The organism is Marinobacter flavimaris, from assembly GCF_045057155.1.
Taxonomy (GTDB): Bacteria; Pseudomonadota; Gammaproteobacteria; order Pseudomonadales; family Oleiphilaceae; genus Marinobacter; species Marinobacter manganoxydans.
Window position 1 is genome coordinate 4583000 of sequence record NZ_CP171359.1, and the last position, 17175, is coordinate 4600174.

Below are 17175 nucleotides of genomic sequence, written 5' to 3' on the forward strand. Positions count from 1 at the left end.
GCCTGACGACCATAGCGGTCTGGAACCACCTGATCCCATCCCGAACTCAGAAGTGAAACAGACCAGCGCCGATGGTAGTGTGGCGTTGCCCATGTGAGAGTAGGTCATCGTCAGGCTCCTAATACCGAAAACCCCAGCATCCTCGATGCTGGGGTTTTTTATTGCCTGAAATTCACGGCCTCACTCACGGCAGGCCGGTGATATACTCTCCCCATAACGAACGACATCTCAGAATGGAGCCTGCCAATGCCTGCCACTGATCACCTGGTTATTTTCGATACAACGCTCCGTGATGGCGAGCAAAGCCCCGGTGCCACCATGAACAAAGCCGAGAAGCTCCGCATTGCGAAAGCGCTGGAAAAGCTCCGGGTGGATGTTATTGAGGCAGGATTCGCGATTGCCAGCCAGGGCGATTTCGAGGCGGTGAAAGCGATCGCCGAGTCCATCAAGGACTCAACGATCTGCAGTCTAGCCCGGGCGCTCGACAAGGATATCGATCGCGCGGCAGAAGCTATCCGGCCGGCACAGCGCGGGCGTATTCATACGTTTATAGCCACGTCGCCCATTCACATGAAGCACAAGCTGCAGATGCAGCCGGATGAGGTGATTGAGCAGGCGGTTCGCTCAGTGAAACGCGCGCGGAGTCATGTCGACGACGTCGAATTCTCCTGCGAGGACGCCGGACGTTCCGAACTGGACTTCCTCTGCCGGATCATCGAGGCCGCCATCGATGCCGGTGCCAGCACGATCAATATCCCGGATACGGTCGGTTATGCCATTCCCGAGCAGTTCGGTGAAACCATCCGTCAGTTGTTGAACCGGATTCCAAACGCGGACAAAGCTATTTTTTCAGTGCATTGCCACAACGACCTGGGTCTGGCTGTGTCGAACTCCCTGGCGGCGGTTTCCCAGGGAGCCCGTCAGGTAGAGTGCACCATCAATGGGCTGGGTGAGCGGGCCGGTAACGCGGCGCTCGAAGAAATTGTCATGGCGGTTCGTACCCGCCAGGATCTGTTCCATATCGATACCCGCATTGATGCCCAGCACATCGTGCCGGCGTCTCGTCTTGTTTCTACAATCACCGGTTTTCCGGTACAGCCCAACAAGGCTATCGTCGGCGCCAATGCCTTTGCCCATGAATCCGGGATACACCAGGATGGGGTTCTGAAGCACCGGGAGACTTATGAGATCATGCGGGCGCAGGACGTTGGTTGGCATACCAACAGCCTCGTCCTGGGCAAACACTCCGGTCGGAACGCCTTCCGTACCCGTTTGCTGGAGCTCGGAATTCAGTTTGAGACCGAGACGGAGCTGAATGAGGCCTTTACACGGTTCAAGGCGCTGGCAGATCTGAAACATGAGATTTTCGATGAGGATCTTCAGGCGATTGCCACCGATACCCGGCAGAAAGAGGAAGACGGCCGTTATGGCCTGGTCTGTATGCAGGTCTGCTCGGAGACCGGAGTCGTACCCAAAGCCAATCTCACGCTGAGCGTAGACGGCAAAGAGCACAAGGTTGAAGCCGAGGGCAGCGGGCCGGTCGATGCCACGTTCAAGGCAATCGAATCTCTGGTGGATTCCGGCTGCAATCTCCAGCTGTATTCCGTAAACAACATTACCAGCGGCACCGATGCCCAGGGCGAGGTGACGGTACGCCTGGAGCGCGGTGGCCGCATCGTTAACGGCGTGGGTGCTGATACTGATATCATCATCGCGTCCGCCAAGGCTTACATTGAGGCCCTGAACCTGATCAGCAAGGGCGGAATTCGACAGCATCCCCAGGTCGCGGATGTGTGAGAATGGTTATTCGGTGAGTCGCGACAGGCGAAGGTAATGGTTGGATCGGAAGCAGAGCGTCAGTTTTATCTGGGAGCAGCGGGGATACGCATGTGGTATGCCCGGCAACCGTTGCCCGGCGCGGCGCCAAGCCCGGATTTTGAGTTTCCCGAGGAGAGTCAGGTTCCGGAGCCAATGCCTGGAACTTCTGAAACCATACCCAGTCCGGTAAGAGATGCCGGTCGCCCTGCGCCGCGTAAACCGACGGGCCCAGATAGAACTGAAGGCGTGGCCCGAATAGCGGATCTTCAGGCCTTGATGGAAGGTGAGGCTGTCGCGCCAGGCAACGCCTCCCGACAGCCTCCCCAATCGCCTGCCGTGTCGGATGACGCTGCGAACTCTCCGGAGCCCGCAGCGCCAGAGGACATGTCAGAGCAGCCTGCCGGGATTCCCTCTGAAAACGTTAACGTCATGATCTGGGCGGGAACCAGGGCGGTACTGATCGGAGGTATGTCTGCGGATGCCAGCAGTCGACTGCAGGAAACCCTCGCACTGAATATTCTCAAGAGCCTTGGTGAGGAGCAGCCTCAAGTGCTCGGGCAAGTCTCCTGGCCTATCTTCAACAATCTGTTGGTGCCCGGGAACTCCGGCCATGACTTTGTTGAGGTGATGCGCAGTGTTCTGTCGGGCCTGGAACGTCAGCAGGTTGTCGTCTTGCAGGGTGGAGAGGATGCAGAAAAAAGCTGGCTGAGCGAAGCCCTTGGACACGACGCAGCAGTCCGGTTTCCGCACACCCTTGCTGAGATTGCCGGCAACCCGACATTGAAGCGCTCCCTGTGGCAACAGATACGGCCTCTGGTCGCCCGTTAATGCCTTATCCGGAAACCTACCAAAAAGTTCTTGATGCCGATCTTATTGTGCGCCCCCTGGTGCCCGAGGATGTCCCGGATGTGCTCGATATAGAGCGCCAGGGTTATTCGCACCCCTGGAGCGAATCGGTGTTTCTGGATTGTTTCAAGGACAACTACCGGCTCTGGGGTGCCTGCCATGGGGGCAAACTCACCGCGTACGCTGTCGTGGCCTACATGGTTGATGAAGCGCATTTGCTGAATATCTGCGTCCACCCGAGAGCCCGCGGTGAGGGGGTGGGGCGCTATCTTCTGAGGCATGTTCTGGCAACCGCAGCTCATGAAGGTATGGCTCAGCTGTTGCTCGAAGTAAGGGACAGCAATCATGCCGCTATCGCGTTGTACCAGAATGAAGGCTTTCACGAGATCGGCCAGCGCCCCGGGTATTATCCGTCTGCCAGTGGGCGGGAGGATGCCCGGGTCCTGATGCTTGCCCTCGGCCAGTGATCACTGCAGTGCGAGTTAGCGTCACAGCGGCATAGGGCCTATAATGGCCGCCTTTTCCAGAACTTCAGATTCAGGTTGCTTTTCGATTATGTCTAACCTTTCCCAGGAAGTGGCCAAGCGCCGCACCTTCGCCATTATCTCGCACCCGGATGCCGGTAAGACCACGATTACCGAGAAGGTGCTTTTGTTCGGGCAGGCAATCCAGAAGGCCGGTACCGTCAAGGGAAAGAAGTCTGGCCAGCACGCCAAGTCCGACTGGATGGAAATGGAGAAAGAACGGGGTATTTCGGTAACCACCTCCGTCATGCAGTTTCCTTATGGTGGCAAGCTGGTGAACCTGCTGGATACGCCGGGCCACGAAGACTTCTCGGAAGACACCTACCGCACGCTCACGGCGGTGGACTCCTGTCTGATGGTTATTGACAGCGCCAAGGGTGTCGAGGAACGGACCATCAAGCTGATGGAGGTTACCCGGCTGCGGGATACGCCGATTATCACGTTCATGAACAAGCTGGATCGGGACACCCGGGATCCGGTGGAGCTGATGGACGAGGTTGAGGAAGTTCTGAAAATTGCCTGTGCACCGATCACCTGGCCCATCGGTATGGGCAAGAGCTTCAAAGGGGTTTATCACCTGCTTCGGGACGAGGTTATTCTGTATCAGTCCGGCCAGGGCCATATGATTCAGGACAAGCGCGTTATCTCGGGGCTGGACAATCCCGAGCTTGATCAGGCGATTGGCGCTTACGCCGACGATCTGCGTGATGAAATTGAGCTGGTCAAAGGCGCGTCCCACGAGTTTGATCAAGAAGCTTTTCTTGCCGGTGAACTGACGCCAGTCTTCTTTGGTACCGCACTGGGTAACTTCGGCGTGGACCACATGCTCGATGGTCTGGTGGAGTGGGCCCCGGCGCCGCAACCGCGGGAAACCGACCAGAGACTGGTCCAGCCGGCCGAGGACGGGTTCTCGGGCTTCGTATTCAAGATTCAGGCAAATATGGATCCACAGCATCGTGACCGTGTTGCCTTCCTCCGCATTGTCTCCGGCAGTTACAACCAGGGTATGAAGGCTCGTCATGTCCGTATTGGCAAGGAAGTCCGGTTTTCCGACGCGCTGACGTTCATGGCCGGCGACCGCGAACACGCCGAGCAGGCGTTTGCCGGCGATATTATCGGCCTGCACAACCATGGCACCATTCAGTTGGGTGATACCTTTACTGCTGGCGACGACATGAAGTTCACCGGCATCCCCAACTTTGCGCCCGAATTGTTCCGCCGGATTCGCCTGAAGGATCCGCTCAAGGCCAAGCAGCTCCAGAAAGGGCTGATACAGCTGTCCGAAGAGGGTGCCGTCCAGGTGTTCAGGCCGCTTCGGAATAACGATCTCATCGTCGGGGCGGTCGGTGTGCTGCAGTTCGATGTGGTGGTCAGTCGCTTGAAAAGCGAATACAAGGTGGAGGCCATCTACGAGCCAATTAACGTAGCTACTGCGCGGTGGGTCACCTGCAGCGATGAGCGCAAACTTGATGAGTTCCAGCGCAAGAATAACGACAACCTGGCCCTCGATGGGAGTGACAGGCTGGCCTACATTGCTCCGACCATGGTCAACCTGAACCTGGCCCAGGAGCGGTATCCGGACATCCAGTTCCACAAGACCCGGGAGCATTAACGGTTCCGGGCGGAGGTGACTGTGCAGCTGATCGACGCCCATTGCCATTTCGATTTTCCCCAGTTCGATGGCCGCCGCGATAAAGAGCTTGAGCAGGGCCGATCGCGCGGACTCCGGGGGCTGGTGATACCCGGTGTCCGGCGAGCGGACTGGGACCGCGTCCGCGAGACAGCGCTGGCTCATGATGGTCTGTTTTACTGTCTCGGCATTCACCCCTGGTTTGTGGAAGAGCATTCTGAAGAAGATCTGACTCAGCTCCGCCGATTGCTGGAGGGTCGTCCCGACCGCTGTGTGGCAATCGGTGAATGCGGACTCGATCGAATCCGGGGAAGTCTCGAAGCGCAGTTGCCCTGGTTTGAAGCCCAGGTGGCGCTGGCTGACGAACTGAATTTGCCGCTGGTGATCCACTCCGTCAAGACCCATGACGAAGTTCACGGTGTGCTCAATCGTCGCCAGTGGCAGGGTCGAGCACTGATTCACGGATTCAGCGGAAGCTTCCAGCAGGCTGCAAAGCTGGTCGATCTTGGGTGCTTTATCGGGGTAGGGGGTGTGATCACCCATCCCAGGGCCCGAAAGACCCGCGACGCAGTCGCAAAATTGCCACTGGAGGCGCTGGTGCTTGAGACAGACGCCCCGGACATGGCGCCGGAAGGCGTGCCACAGGGAGAGAACTCCCCACGCTATCTGCCGGATATTCTGGACGCGCTCGCGGAGCTCCGTGGCACGTCGCCGGAGCATCTGGCGCCGGCGCTTCTGGATAACGTGTCGGGGCTGTACGGTTGGGCGACTGCCGGTATAGGGGAATAACGAAACGAATCGACACAGGGTTGGCTTTCCTGGGTGGTTCGAGTATACTTCGCGCCCTGGCTTTTCAAGGCGATGTCATTATCTCAGCCCCGAATGATGGCAACGCAACACAGGTATGGAACCCCCTCCGGATGCCTTGCATTTACCGGCGGTGGTTTTTAACGTTTCTTATATAGCGTTCAAGGCGGAATCAATGAAGACTCTGAGTGCGAAACCAGAAACAGTAAAACGTGACTGGTACGTTGTAGACGCAGCCGGCAAGACGCTGGGTCGTCTGTCAACCGAAATCGCCCTTCGTCTGCGGGGCAAGCATAAGCCTGAGTACACCCCCCACGTAGACACTGGCGATTACATTGTAGTGATCAACGCCAGCCAGGTGCGGGTTACCGGCAAGAAAGCATCTGACAAGATGTACTACAGTCATACCGGCTTTCCGGGTGGAATCAAATCCATCAACTTCGAGAAGCTGGTCGACAAGGCACCCGAGCAAATCATCCAGAAGTCTGTCAAAGGCATGCTTCCGAAGGGACCGCTCGGTCGCGCCATGTTCAAGAAGCTGAAAATCTATGCCGGCGCTGAGCACCCTCACGCAGCCCAGCAGCCCAAAGAACTCGACATTTAACGGAAGGCGGATATGTCTGTAGCACAAAATTACGGTACTGGTCGCCGCAAGACATCCACGGCTCGGGTTTTTATCAAGCCGGGAAGCGGTAACATCTCCATCAACGGTCGCACCATCGAAGATTTCTTCGGTCGCGAAACCCTGCGCATGATCGTTCGTCAGCCCCTCGTGGTTGCCGAGTCTACCGATCGTTTTGATATCAACATTACCGTTAAGGGTGGTGGTATCAGTGGCCAGGCCGGCGCAATTCGCCACGGTCTGACCCGCGCTCTGATGGATTACGACGAAACTCTGCGCCCGGCGCTGCGTAAAGCGGGTTATGTTACCCGTGATGCACGTGAAGTTGAGCGTAAGAAAGTGGGTCTGCGCAAGGCGCGTAAGCGTCCTCAGTACTCCAAGCGTTAATTTCGCTGGAGCAGGATCCTGGAAAACCCGGCCCTTTTCGGTCGGGTTTTTTTATGTTCGAGTGATCTGTCAGCAAATTGATCTGGAGCAGGGGTGAGGCGCCAGCGGCGGCTTTCTGACTTGTAAGCCTCTGGTAATTTCATTACCATTTGGACGCTTATATTTTTGGGTTGTGAAGTCCTTTTGATGCGCATTGTCGGCTGTGTTGCGGGCGGTGGCATCGCCTGATGGGAGAAGACCATAATGAATAATGGCGACGTTAGCCAAGGCCGGCGCCGGTTTCTGATCGGTGCTACGTCTGTGGTGGGTGGAGTCGGCGTCGTCGGTGCGGCGGTTCCGTTCCTGGGGTCGTGGAACCCCAGTGCAAAAGCGGAAGCAGCCGGTGCACCGGTAACCGTCAATATCAGCAAGATTGAACCGGGTCAGCAGATCACCGTTGAATGGCGGGGTCAGCCGGTTTGGATCATTCGCCGTACCGACGAGATGAATGAGAACATCGAAAAGCTTAACGATCGGGTGAAAGATCCGAACTCGGAAGTGCCGCAACAACCTGAGTACATCGACGGCATACTCCGGTCGCTGAAGCCGGAATTTGCTGTGTTGGTCGGGCTGTGTACGCACCTCGGTTGTGTTCCGTCCTACCGGCCGGAAGTTGCACCGGCAGACCTGGGTGATGAGTGGCTGGGCGGTCTCTTCTGTCCTTGTCATGGTTCCCGCTACGACATGGCAGGAAGGGTATACGAGGCACAGCCAGCACCCACAAACCTTGTGGTTCCGCCGTACCGTTTCGACGATGATTCGACCCTCACGATTGGTCTTGATCCGGAGGCAGCGTAATGAGCAAATTACTTCACTGGGTGGACGAGCGCCTTCCGGTCATCGAAGCCTGGAACAAGCATCTGGGCAAGTACTATGCTCCGAAAAACTTCAACATCTGGTACTTCTTCGGATCACTGGCGATGCTGGTACTGGTTAACCAGCTGGTGACCGGTATCTGGCTCACTATGAGCTATAACCCGTCGGCGGAAGGCGCGTTTGCCTCCGTCGAATACATCATGCGTGATGTGGAATGGGGTTGGTTGCTCCGTTACCTGCACTCTAGTGGTGCTTCGGCATTCTTCGTAGTGGTGTATCTCCACATGTTCCGGGGGCTGATGTATGGCTCCTATCAAAAGCCGCGTGAGCTGATCTGGATCTTCGGTATGCTGATCTACCTGATCCTGATGGCTGAAGCGTTCATGGGCTATCTCCTGCCGTGGGGCCAGATGTCCTACTGGGGTGCGCAGGTTATCGTTAACCTGTTTGGTGCTATACCCGTGATCGGTGAGGATCTCTCTCTCTGGATTCGTGGTGACTACCTGATTTCCGGTATTACCCTCAACCGATTCTTTGCGCTGCACGTGGTGGCGCTGCCGATCGTGCTTCTGGGCCTGGTAGTGCTTCACATCCTGGCACTGCACGAAGTGGGCTCCAACAACCCCGACGGTATCGATATCAAGAAGAACAAGGACGAAAACGGCATCCCCAAAGACGGAATCCCGTTCCATCCTTACTACACCGTGCACGATCTTCTCGGCGTGGGCGTTTTCTTCTTCATCTTCTTTATCGTGGTGTTCTTCTTCCCGGAAGGTGGCGGGTTGTTCATCGAGAAGCCGAATTTCGAGCCGGCAAACCCGTTGAAAACACCAGATCATATTGCGCCCGTGTGGTACTTCACTCCGTTCTACGCAATGCTGCGTGCGGTGACGATCGACCTGTTCGGTCTTGACGCCAAGTTCTGGGGTGTTGTTGTGATGGGTGCGGCGATCGCTATCCTGTTCGTGCTGCCCTGGCTGGACAAGAGCCCGGTCCGTTCAATGCGCTACAAGGGTTGGTTGAGCCGTATTGCCCTGGCAGTTTTCGCGATCAGCTTTGTGGTGCTTGGCTACCTTGGCCTGGTGCCGGCAACTGAAGGTCGCACCATGGTTGCCCAGGTTCTGACGGTGGTGTACTTCCTCTACTTCATCCTTATGCCGATCTATACGCGTATGGAGAAAACCAAGCCAGTTCCAGAGAGGGTGACAGGATAATGAGAAAGCTGATTTTTGGTCTTTTCATCGCGGTCCTGCCAGCTCTCGGGCTGGCAGCGGGTTCAACCGTGCCGCTGGACAGCTTTGAGTCAGATCACTCTGACAAGGCATCTCTCCAGCGCGGAGCGGCAACCTTTACCAACTATTGCATGGGTTGTCATTCCATGGAGTACGCGCGCTACAAGCGTGTGGCTGAGGATCTCGAAATTCCCGATGAGCTGTATGAGGAAAACCTGATCTTCACCGGCGCCAAAATTGGCGAGCTGATGAAAAACTCCATGAACAAAGACATGGCGGCTGACTGGTTCGGTGCTCCGCCACCGGATCTTACGCTCGAAACCCGTCTGCGTGGCGAAGCGTGGGTATATTCCTACCTCCGCGGTTTCTACAAGGACGAGTCCCGTCCGCTGGGCGTCAATAACGTGGTATTCCCGAATGTCGGTATGCCCCATGTTCTGGTTGATTTGCAGGGGCTCTGCGCCGTTGAACCGAAAATCGGAACGCCGGCCAGCGTTGAACCGTTGAGCGGGAATATCAACAACGCGGACGCTTGCCCGGACTACGCGATTGAAGGCAGCATGTCTGGAGCCGACTTCGACCAGGCGATGTACGACCTGACCAACTTCATGTCGTACATGGCGGATCCGGTCAAGCTTGAGCGTGAGCGTCTGGGGATCTTTGTTCTGATCTTTGTGGCCATCTTCTTCGTGTTCGCTTACCTGCTCAATCGTGAGTACTGGAAGGACGTACACTGAGAAATAGGGTATAATCCCGTCCCCTGAGTTCCAGCGGGCATAACCGGCCCGCTGGATTTTTGCGTTTTTTTCAGGATCATTTCGGTTTGTTTACTCGTGAGGTAGTTCTATGGGCGTTGTGACCAAGCGGTCATCAATGACGTTTTTCTCGGATCCGGCCAGCCATTACAGCCACAGGGTGCGTATTGTTCTGGCAGAGAAGGGTGTTACCGTCGATATCGTTGATGTGGATCCGGATAACCCGCCGGCTGAACTGGCGGACCTGAACCCATACAACGCCCTGCCGACGCTGGTAGATCGTGATCTTGTGCTCTATGAGCCCAACATCATGATGGAATACCTCGACGAGCGTTTCCCGCATCCGCCTTTATTGCCGGTGTATCCTGTGGCGCGAGCCAACAGCCGTCTGATGATCCATCGGATCCAGAAAGACTGGTGTGGCCTGGTCGACCAGATTCTGGCTCAGCCGAACGCCAAGGCGTCCGACACAGCTCGCAAAGAGCTGAAGGAAAGTCTGTTGGCAACGGCGCCGCTGTTTGGTGAGATGCCGTTTTTCCTGTCTGAAGAGTTCACCATTGTGGACTGTTGCATTGCTCCCATCCTGTGGCGTCTTCCGTCGCTGGGTATTGAGCTGAATGAGAAGCAGGCCAAGCCGCTGCAGAAGTACATGGAGAGCATCTTCAGTCGGGATGGCTTCAAGGCAAGCCTGTCAGATCTGGAAGAAGACATTCGCAGCTGATTTGGTAACGTTCCGCTTGCCGGAGCAGGAGAGTGGCAGTGGCTGAGAGTAAAAACACCATGACGTCCAGCCGTCCGTACCTGGTACGAGCATTCAATGAGTGGATTCTGGACAATGACTGTACCCCCTACATTGTAGTGGACGCAGGCATTCAGGGTGTGCAGGTGCCGACAGAGCATGTCGCGAACGGGCAGATTGTGCTGAATATCAGCCCGGGCGCCGTGCGCGGCCTGGTCATCGGGAATGGAGCGCTGGAATTCAGTGCCCGTTTCGGTGGCGTGCCCATGCAGGTGTTTATTCCGTTGCAGGCGGTGATGGCAATCTACGCCAAGGAAAACGGCGAGGGCATGGTCTTCGGCAGTGAGCCGGGCTCTCCCGATCCTGACGGTACCTCGAAGGAGCGCGATGGTGAGCAGGCGTCACCTGGTCAGGAGGATCGCCCCTCTGGCAGGCCTACCCTCAAGGTTGTGAAATAACGCCAGCGCACTCGTTTTGAAAAGCCAGCTTACGCTGGCTTTTTTTATCCCCCGAAGATTTTTGCGTCGATAAGCCCGCAAAGGGCATTGATGATGAGCAGCAGCAGAGGTGTAGCCTCCGTGGGACTGAGATCGTTCAGGGCGATTTCGTGGTCCTCTGGATGCAACAAAGAGGTTATGTCCGATTTCTCCCTGGCACTAAGAACCACAACACTCATTTCCCGATCATGGGCAACCTGGATAGCCTGGATAAGATTTGCCTTGTGGCCATCGTCGACGATCACGAACAACAGATCCCCGGGTTTGCCAATCGCCCGGACCTGACGCGAGAAGGTATCGTTGAAACGGTTATCCCGGCAGATGGCCGAATAGGTCGTTGCGTCGGCGCCGAGATTGATGGCGGGCAGTGCCGGCCTGTCCTGTTCGAAACGGTTCAGAAGCGCGGTACAGAAGTACTGGGCCAGAATGTTGGCATTACCGTTGGCGCAGGTAACTATTTTCCCGTCCTGGAGCAGAGTTTCCACGAAGGCATTGGCAACCTCCTCGATAGCAGGGCCGGCCGTACCCGCGGCCTGCGCGGTATGCTCCATATGGCTTGCGAACCACTGGTTGATCTGGTGTTCGGTGTCGGTCATTTTCGGTATCACTATCCTGCCAGAATTGCATTCCTGATCCATTGTACCCGGTATTTTTTGACGGTACCCGGGCTGATGGCAACCACATCTATCCGTGAGAGACTGTTCCAGAGCCCGTGCCTGTGCAGGTAAAACGAGACTGCACGAATCAGGCGTTTCTGTTTGGGGTAATTGATGGAGCTTGCAGGATCTACAAGGCTGCCAGCGCCCCGATAGCGGACCTCGAAGAATACGAGAGTCTCACCTTCCTGTCCGACGAGATCAATCTCGCCGCCGCGATTGTAGACGTTGCGCCCAATAATCCGGACGCCCCGACTGGCGAGGTAACGGGCTGCAACGCCCTCGAAGTGGTTACCCAGGGTTTTGGTGCCATCCATGGCTACTGTTTTTCTCCGTTGGTGTTATTCGCTGAGAGGTGGGGCTTCCTCTTGAGCGCCTTCCATCTCTCCCTCTTCGGTTACCGGTTCAGGAATGAGTTCAGGGGCGCCGTTGCGGAACTGGGCCCAGAGTTGTTCCCGATGGATGCTGCCCTCGGGCGTCATGGTCAGCACACCTGTTTGGCCTGATATCGAGGCGCTTTCAACCTGTTTCAGCAACGGCAGGCGTTTGCTCAGGTGCCACGCATCGGCGCCCATGGCGAAAAGGCGCCCGGGCTGGCCACGGGTTCCGGACAGATTTTCGGTAGCTCGCGTACGCAGCTCATTGTCGTCGCCCAGTACCCAGGGAATATCAGTGAAAATAACGCCGTTCAGGTCACGGTCCCGTGAAGGTGCGGGTGTGCCCTCATAGATAATGGAAGGCGAGTACACAGGCAGGTCCCCGCCGAAATAGAAGGCGAAAAGCGGTTTGAACTGTCGGGCGACAGTGGGCTCTGCCACCATGACGATGGCGTCGGCATCCTGCCGGCGACGCGGCTCGAATTCGACATTCATGCCAATGGTGCGTTCAACCTGGATGGCCCGGTCGCGGGAAACGGTAATGCCCAGCAGGTCAGCCGTTACCGCCCTGAGGTTGTCTTCCCGATAGAAGCGCTCGATATCCAGGGCAACCCCTTCATGGGACGCCATGCGTTTCAGCAACGCAGCCTCAACGCGATCGCCCCATTCGCCGCCGGGGATAAGCACCAGAACCTGCCGCAGCTGTTCTGCGGCAAGCCGGTCGGCAATTTGCCGGGCCTCGTCCTCTGCCGAGAGACCGAACTGGTAGAGTCCGTCAGCAGGCTTGGTATCCGCCGGCAGGTAATTCAGCCCGAGAGCGGGTACGGGCAGCGTATTCATGGAACCCAGTCCGGCCAGTGCCTCTTTTTCCAGGGGGCCGACAATCAGGTCGATATCCTGTTCCGATAGCTGCTTGTAAAGTTCGCTGAAAGACGTGCCGGCGGTATCAAAGATCCGAATGTCGGTTTTGCCCCGGTCAGCAGTGTCATCCAGGTAGTACGCTGCCAAAAAGCCATCCCGGATGGCCTTGCCCGCCGTTGCCAGCGGGCCCTGGAGAGGCAGGGCAAGAGCGATTTTTTCCGGACGGCTGTCCGCCAGTGTGGCGATCAGTTGGAGTTCCGAGGGCAGAATCTGGGCGGCAGGATGGCCGGGCCAGTTGTTTTGCCAACCCCGGATGAGTCGGCCCTGCTCGTCTATGCCGGTTTCTGCAGTGCGCACCAGGTTTGCCAGCTCCAGCCAGCCCTGGGCCTCATAGCCAATCGCTTCGGCAGAGGCCGAGCTCAGCTCGGTGCCCGGTACCTTCTCCAGCAGGGACCAGATGCGGTTATGAATCTGTTGCGCATCCGCGGTGTTATCCGTCTGGGCCAGCAGGATAAGGGTCATGGCCGCAGGCATCGGCTTGCCCGCCAGGTCATAAGTGTCCGCCTGCAGGTTGGCGGCCCGGGCCATCAGGTCGGCCGGGTACTCTATAAAGGTCGACGGCGTGAGTTCGGCGGCAAGCGCCTCTGCCCAGGATTCGTCCTCAAGGGCCTTGGCGCTTGCCATGGCTAGCAGGAGTTTCTGGTTGCCAAGGTCCGCAGCCGGTTGCGCCAGCTGCGAACTTTGAAGTAGCGTTCGTGCTGCCACGTGGTTGCCCTGGTCCTGAAACCTGCTGGCGATCCGGAGGAGGTAGGCCTGGGCGGTCTCGATATTATCTTCGTTGCCGGCAAGCTCGAGGGCCTGGTCGGCCGTTTGCGCGACGTGGGTTTCGAGATTGACGGTGGCGCAGCCCGCCGACAAAAGGGCGGCAGTAAATACGCTGGCCAGGGCTCGTTGATGAATACGGATATTTAACATGGCAGGCTCGACATACTCCGGATGATTGGGCTTGTAGCGCCAGACTAACGCTGGCAAGTTTAACAGCTCCGGGGTTAATTCACATGACGTAACTGTCACGCTCCCGGATACCCCATCACAGAGGCACACGCTTTGAAAAACGAGGTCAGCGATTACCCGTCGTCCGATAGCCGCAGGGATGAACCGGGCGGCACTCTTTATGTTGTTGCCACCCCGATTGGCAACCTTGATGATCTATCTCCAAGAGCAACCCGGACCCTCGCCCACGTGGATGTGGTCGCGGCAGAGGATACGCGCCACAGTGGCCGGCTATTGAGCCATCTGGGCATTCAGAAGCGAATGATCGCATTGCATGACCATAACGAAAAAGATCGCGCAGCCGGAATCCTCGCTGAGCTTAAGGCCGGGCGCGATGTGGCGCTGATCTCCGACGCCGGTACACCGCTTATCTCCGATCCCGGATACGTGCTGGTGCGCGACGCCAGGGCTGCGGGGTATCGGGTGAGCCCGATTCCGGGGCCCTGTGCACTGGTAGTGGCTCTGAGCGCGGCCGGCCTGCCGACGGATCGCTTTCTGTACGTGGGATTTCTGCCTGCCAAGCGCTCGGGTCGCAGGGCCAGTCTTGAGCCGCTGGCCAGTGAGCCGGCCACTCTGGTGTTCTATGAATCGCCGCACAGGATTCTGGAGTCGGTACGGGATATTGCCGAGGTGCTGGGCGAGGATCGTGAGATGGTTCTGGGGCGGGAAATCACCAAGACCTTCGAAACCTTCTATTCCGGTTCGATTGCGGAGGTTCTGGCAGAGTTGGAGCAGGATCCCCACGGAACCCGTGGGGAGTTCGTGGTCATGGTTCGAGGTGCGATGGCGCAACCTGGTAATGATGACGCGGCTACCATGGATGTGGACCGTGTGCTTCGGGTTTTGCTGGCAGAGCTTCCGGTGAAGAAGGTCGCCAAAATGGCCTCGGAGCTGACCGGTCTGTCGAAGAATGAGCTGTACCAGCGCGCACTGGCGCTGAAAGACAGCTGAGTACAGTGGCGTTTTCCCTTGCAAGGCTCTGAGCGCAGGAGTATTGTCTCGCCCGAGCTCGCCAGACAGTCGCCGCCGGTTTTCCGGGGGAGGAAAGTCCGGGCTCCACAGGGCAAGGTGCCAGGTAACGCCTGGGCGGCGCGAGCCGACGGAAAGTGCAACAGAAAGTATACCGCCTAAGCGCCCTCGGGCGCCGGTAAGGGTGAAACGGTGCGGTAAGAGCGCACCGCGTGGCTGGCAACAGTCCACGGCGATGGTAAACCCCACCTGGAGCAAGACCAAATAGGAATCCAATGGCGTGGCCCGCGCTGGATTCGGGTAGGTTGCTTGAGGTCTGTGGTGACGCAGACCCTAGATGAATGACTGTCCAAGACAGAACCCGGCTTATCGGCGAGCTCGCTCTTTTCCCTTCCTGTGACATTCGTCATTCTCAACAGATGTCCTTTATAGCCAAAAAATCTTAAACCTCACTTGCAGTCTTCAGACTTTTTTGCAGGTATTTGATTTTACTTCTTTTCTTTTCCGTAATCTCACCATTTTATCGAATCTGGCTCTGTAACCTCTTGTCATAAAAGGAAGTTTTCCAAGTGTGGCGCTGTTTGCGGCGCTTGCATTGTGTATTGCGTGTTTCTATAGTGTGCAGAAGTGGGAAAAAGTGGTTTCTAGTGGTTTTTTGTGGATATCGGGCACCCAGAGACAGCGTAAATGAGTAATTTTCTCGGCAGTCATGCCATCAATATGGATGCGAAGGGTCGCCTGGCGATCCCCTCCAAGGTGCGCGAAGAGCTCGCGCAGGCCTGTGGTGGGCGCATTGTATTGACAGCAAACGCTGACGAGGAGCGGTGTCTGCTGGTCTATCCGGAGCCCGAATGGGAAGTTCTACGGCCTAAAATCGAGGCTCTTCCCAACATGAATAAGGCGGCCCGGCGGTTGCAGCGCCTGATCCTGGGTAATGCTGCGCCCATGGAGCTGGATTCGGCCGGGCGCATTCTGATTCCGCCAACTCTTAGAAGCTATGCCCATCTGGAGAAAAAGCTGATGTTGATCGGGCAAGGCAAGAAGCTAGAGCTCTGGAGTGAAGAGCGCTGGTTTGCCTGGCTGGATGAATCCTCTGATGACGAAGACATGCCGCCCGAGATGGAGGCGCTGTCCTTATGACCACCGATCGCAACCAGGAGGCCGGGGCAGCGTACTCGCATCGCTCGGTGCTCCTGGATTCGGCGGTCGACTATCTGGTTAACGACCCCGACGGTTATTACGTGGATGGCACCTTTGGACGGGGTGGTCACAGCCGCCTGATTCTCGGTCGTCTCGGCCCGTCGGCGCGGTTGCTGGGTATCGACAAGGATCCCGAGGCGATACGCGCGGCGAAGGAATTGGAAGCCCAGGATAACCGGTTCCACAGTTTCCACGGTTCGTTTGCGGAGCTGGGCGCTGCGGTGGTCGGTCAGGGTTGGCAGACAGTGAATGGTGTGTTGCTGGATCTCGGCGTGTCATCGCCGCAGCTTGATGATGCCTCCCGTGGATTCAGTTTCATGCGTGATGGTCCACTGGACATGCGAATGAATACCGAACAATCGCCCAGCGCCGCCGAATGGCTTGCAACAGCGGACGAGTCGGATATCGCAAACGTGATTTTCCGTTACGGCGAAGAGAAATTCTCGCGGCGCATTGCCCGGCTACTGGTCGAGCGTCGGCAGGAAGCGCCCGTCGAAACCACTCGCCAGTTGGCAGAGTTGGTCAGCGAGGCGGTCCGGAAAAAGGAAAAGCACAAGCATCCGGCGACCCGGACCTTCCAGGCAATCCGGATTTTTATCAACCGGGAGCTGGAAGATCTCGAAGTGGGTCTTCAGTCTGCTGTTGACCACCTCGCTCCTGGAGGGCGTCTGGTGGTCATCAGTTTTCATTCGCTGGAAGACCGGTTGGTCAAGCGGTTCATGAGGGATCTGGCGCGCGGGCCACAGCTGCCCAAAGGGGTGCCCGTAACCGCGGAACAGGAAGCCTCGGATTTCCGGCTCGTTGGCAAAGCCAGCAAGGCCGGCGCCGAAGAAGTAAGTGACAACGTACGTGCCCGCAGCGCAGTCATGCGGGTGCTGGAACGCACCGATATCAGGAAAAACTCGCAGGGGAGCGCGTAACCATGGGCGCTGTTGCCATTGAAGAGCCGGTAAAAACGGCGAAGCTCAACAAGCAGAAGGTCTGGGACGGTGTTGCAACCGCGGTCCGTATCTCAAGGCAGGTTTTCGCTGCCACGAAGCAGGGCAAGGTGCTTGTCTCGCTTGGTCTGGTCGCCGTGTTGCTGGCTTCCTCTATTGGCGTGGTGGTCAGTGCCCACGAGAACCGGGAGCTTTTCAACACGCTGTCGCAACTTCAGTCCGAGCGCGACCGTTATCAGAGCGAATGGAGCCAGCTTCTGCTCGAGCAGAGTGCGTTAAGCGCTCATGGCCGGGTCGAAAAGCTGGCGGCTGAGCGTTTCGGCATGGTGGTGCCGGGACGTCAGGATATTGTGCTGGTGCCACTGATGTCGCCGGTTAACAGCCGGTAATCAACGAGAACAACAACGAT

19 protein-coding genes, 1 rRNA gene and 1 other RNA gene are annotated in these 17175 nt (G+C 57.3%); 18 read left to right on the forward strand and 3 right to left on the reverse strand.

Going from position 1 to position 17175, the window contains the following annotated elements; translation table 11 throughout:
• The first annotated feature begins 1 nt into the window (after position 1).
• The 13 genes from rrf to ACGK9W_RS21425 all read left to right on the forward strand — a co-directional run bounded on the left by rrf (position 2) and on the right by ACGK9W_RS21425 (position 10673).
• Positions 2-116, forward strand: a 5S ribosomal RNA gene (gene rrf / locus ACGK9W_RS21365).
• A gap of 130 nt (positions 117-246) precedes the next feature.
• Positions 247-1797 (forward strand): 2-isopropylmalate synthase, encoded by a 1551-nt coding sequence (locus ACGK9W_RS21370; protein ID WP_008176567.1) that lies wholly within the window; start codon positions 247-249, stop codon positions 1795-1797.
• Positions 1798-1833: 36 nt separating this feature from the next.
• Positions 1834-2646, forward strand: a complete 813-nt coding sequence (locus ACGK9W_RS21375) for a hypothetical protein (RefSeq protein WP_008176565.1) — start codon at positions 1834-1836, stop codon at positions 2644-2646.
• Complete coding sequence (rimI, locus tag ACGK9W_RS21380) at positions 2646-3131, forward strand: ribosomal protein S18-alanine N-acetyltransferase (RefSeq protein ID WP_008176564.1); 486 nt, start codon at positions 2646-2648, stop codon at positions 3129-3131. The genes ACGK9W_RS21375 and rimI overlap by 1 nt, the downstream gene beginning before the upstream one ends.
• 88 nt (positions 3132-3219) lie before the next feature.
• A complete protein-coding gene (gene prfC / locus ACGK9W_RS21385) occupies positions 3220-4800 on the forward strand; it encodes a peptide chain release factor 3 (protein WP_053114543.1) in 1581 nt (526 codons plus the stop codon).
• A 21-nt stretch (positions 4801-4821) separates the two neighbouring features.
• Entirely contained in the window at positions 4822-5607 is a 786-nt protein-coding gene (locus tag ACGK9W_RS21390; RefSeq protein WP_008176559.1) for a TatD family hydrolase, read from the forward strand.
• A 193-nt stretch (positions 5608-5800) separates the two neighbouring features.
• On the forward strand, positions 5801-6229 hold the full coding sequence (gene rplM / locus ACGK9W_RS21395; protein ID WP_008176556.1) for a 50S ribosomal protein L13: 429 nt from the start codon (positions 5801-5803) through the stop codon (positions 6227-6229).
• A gap of 12 nt (positions 6230-6241) precedes the next feature.
• Entirely contained in the window at positions 6242-6634 is a 393-nt protein-coding gene (rpsI, locus tag ACGK9W_RS21400) for a 30S ribosomal protein S9 (RefSeq protein WP_008176554.1), read from the forward strand.
• Between the two features lie 243 nt (positions 6635-6877).
• Entirely contained in the window at positions 6878-7471 is a 594-nt protein-coding gene (gene petA, locus ACGK9W_RS21405) for a ubiquinol-cytochrome c reductase iron-sulfur subunit (RefSeq protein WP_008176552.1), read from the forward strand.
• The gene (locus ACGK9W_RS21410; protein ID WP_405418580.1) at positions 7471-8703 is read left to right on the forward strand and encodes a cytochrome bc complex cytochrome b subunit; all 1233 of its coding nucleotides are present in this window, start codon (positions 7471-7473) and stop codon (positions 8701-8703) included. The genes petA and ACGK9W_RS21410 overlap by 1 nt, the downstream gene beginning before the upstream one ends.
• Positions 8703-9458, forward strand: a complete 756-nt coding sequence (locus ACGK9W_RS21415) for a cytochrome c1 (protein ID WP_104271797.1) — start codon at positions 8703-8705, stop codon at positions 9456-9458. The genes ACGK9W_RS21410 and ACGK9W_RS21415 overlap by 1 nt, the downstream gene beginning before the upstream one ends.
• Before the next feature lie 109 nt (positions 9459-9567).
• The gene (locus tag ACGK9W_RS21420; RefSeq protein ID WP_014576091.1) at positions 9568-10197 is read left to right on the forward strand and encodes a glutathione S-transferase N-terminal domain-containing protein; all 630 of its coding nucleotides are present in this window, start codon (positions 9568-9570) and stop codon (positions 10195-10197) included.
• Between the two features lie 59 nt (positions 10198-10256).
• The gene (locus ACGK9W_RS21425) at positions 10257-10673 is read left to right on the forward strand and encodes a ClpXP protease specificity-enhancing factor (RefSeq protein WP_169702205.1); all 417 of its coding nucleotides are present in this window, start codon (positions 10257-10259) and stop codon (positions 10671-10673) included.
• A gap of 44 nt (positions 10674-10717) precedes the next feature.
• On the opposite strand, the gene ACGK9W_RS21430 is transcribed toward ACGK9W_RS21425, so the two are convergent.
• The 3 genes from ACGK9W_RS21430 to ACGK9W_RS21440 are packed head-to-tail and all read right to left on the reverse strand — an operon-like array spanning position 10718 to position 13638.
• On the reverse strand, positions 10718-11308 hold the full coding sequence (locus ACGK9W_RS21430; RefSeq protein WP_405418583.1) for an SIS domain-containing protein: 591 nt from the start codon (positions 11306-11308) through the stop codon (positions 10718-10720).
• Positions 11309-11319: 11 nt separating this feature from the next.
• The gene (locus tag ACGK9W_RS21435) at positions 11320-11685 is read right to left on the reverse strand and encodes a YraN family protein (RefSeq protein ID WP_104271799.1); all 366 of its coding nucleotides are present in this window, start codon (positions 11683-11685) and stop codon (positions 11320-11322) included.
• Between the two features lie 24 nt (positions 11686-11709).
• Positions 11710-13638 (reverse strand): penicillin-binding protein activator, encoded by a 1929-nt coding sequence (locus tag ACGK9W_RS21440; protein ID WP_227497880.1) that lies wholly within the window; start codon positions 13636-13638, stop codon positions 11710-11712.
• A gap of 75 nt (positions 13639-13713) precedes the next feature.
• Between ACGK9W_RS21440 and rsmI the strand changes: the two genes are divergently transcribed.
• The 5 genes from rsmI to ftsL all read left to right on the forward strand — a co-directional run bounded on the left by rsmI (position 13714) and on the right by ftsL (position 17155).
• Positions 13714-14610: a 16S rRNA (cytidine(1402)-2'-O)-methyltransferase gene (gene rsmI / locus ACGK9W_RS21445; RefSeq protein ID WP_008176535.1), complete on the forward strand. Its 897-nt coding sequence runs from the start codon at positions 13714-13716 to the stop codon at positions 14608-14610.
• Positions 14611-14663: 53 nt separating this feature from the next.
• An RNA gene (rnpB, locus tag ACGK9W_RS21450) (RNase P RNA component class A) lies at positions 14664-15013 on the forward strand.
• A 302-nt stretch (positions 15014-15315) separates the two neighbouring features.
• Positions 15316-15768, forward strand: coding sequence for a division/cell wall cluster transcriptional repressor MraZ (gene mraZ / locus ACGK9W_RS21455; RefSeq protein ID WP_008176533.1), 453 nt, complete (start codon positions 15316-15318; stop codon positions 15766-15768).
• Positions 15765-16748, forward strand: a complete 984-nt coding sequence (rsmH, locus tag ACGK9W_RS21460) for a 16S rRNA (cytosine(1402)-N(4))-methyltransferase RsmH (protein WP_405418586.1) — start codon at positions 15765-15767, stop codon at positions 16746-16748. Before mraZ ends, rsmH begins: the two co-directional genes overlap by 4 nt.
• A 2-nt stretch (positions 16749-16750) precedes the next feature.
• Positions 16751-17155, forward strand: coding sequence for a cell division protein FtsL (ftsL, locus tag ACGK9W_RS21465; RefSeq protein ID WP_405418588.1), 405 nt, complete (start codon positions 16751-16753; stop codon positions 17153-17155).
• Positions 17156-17175 lie beyond the last annotated feature (20 nt).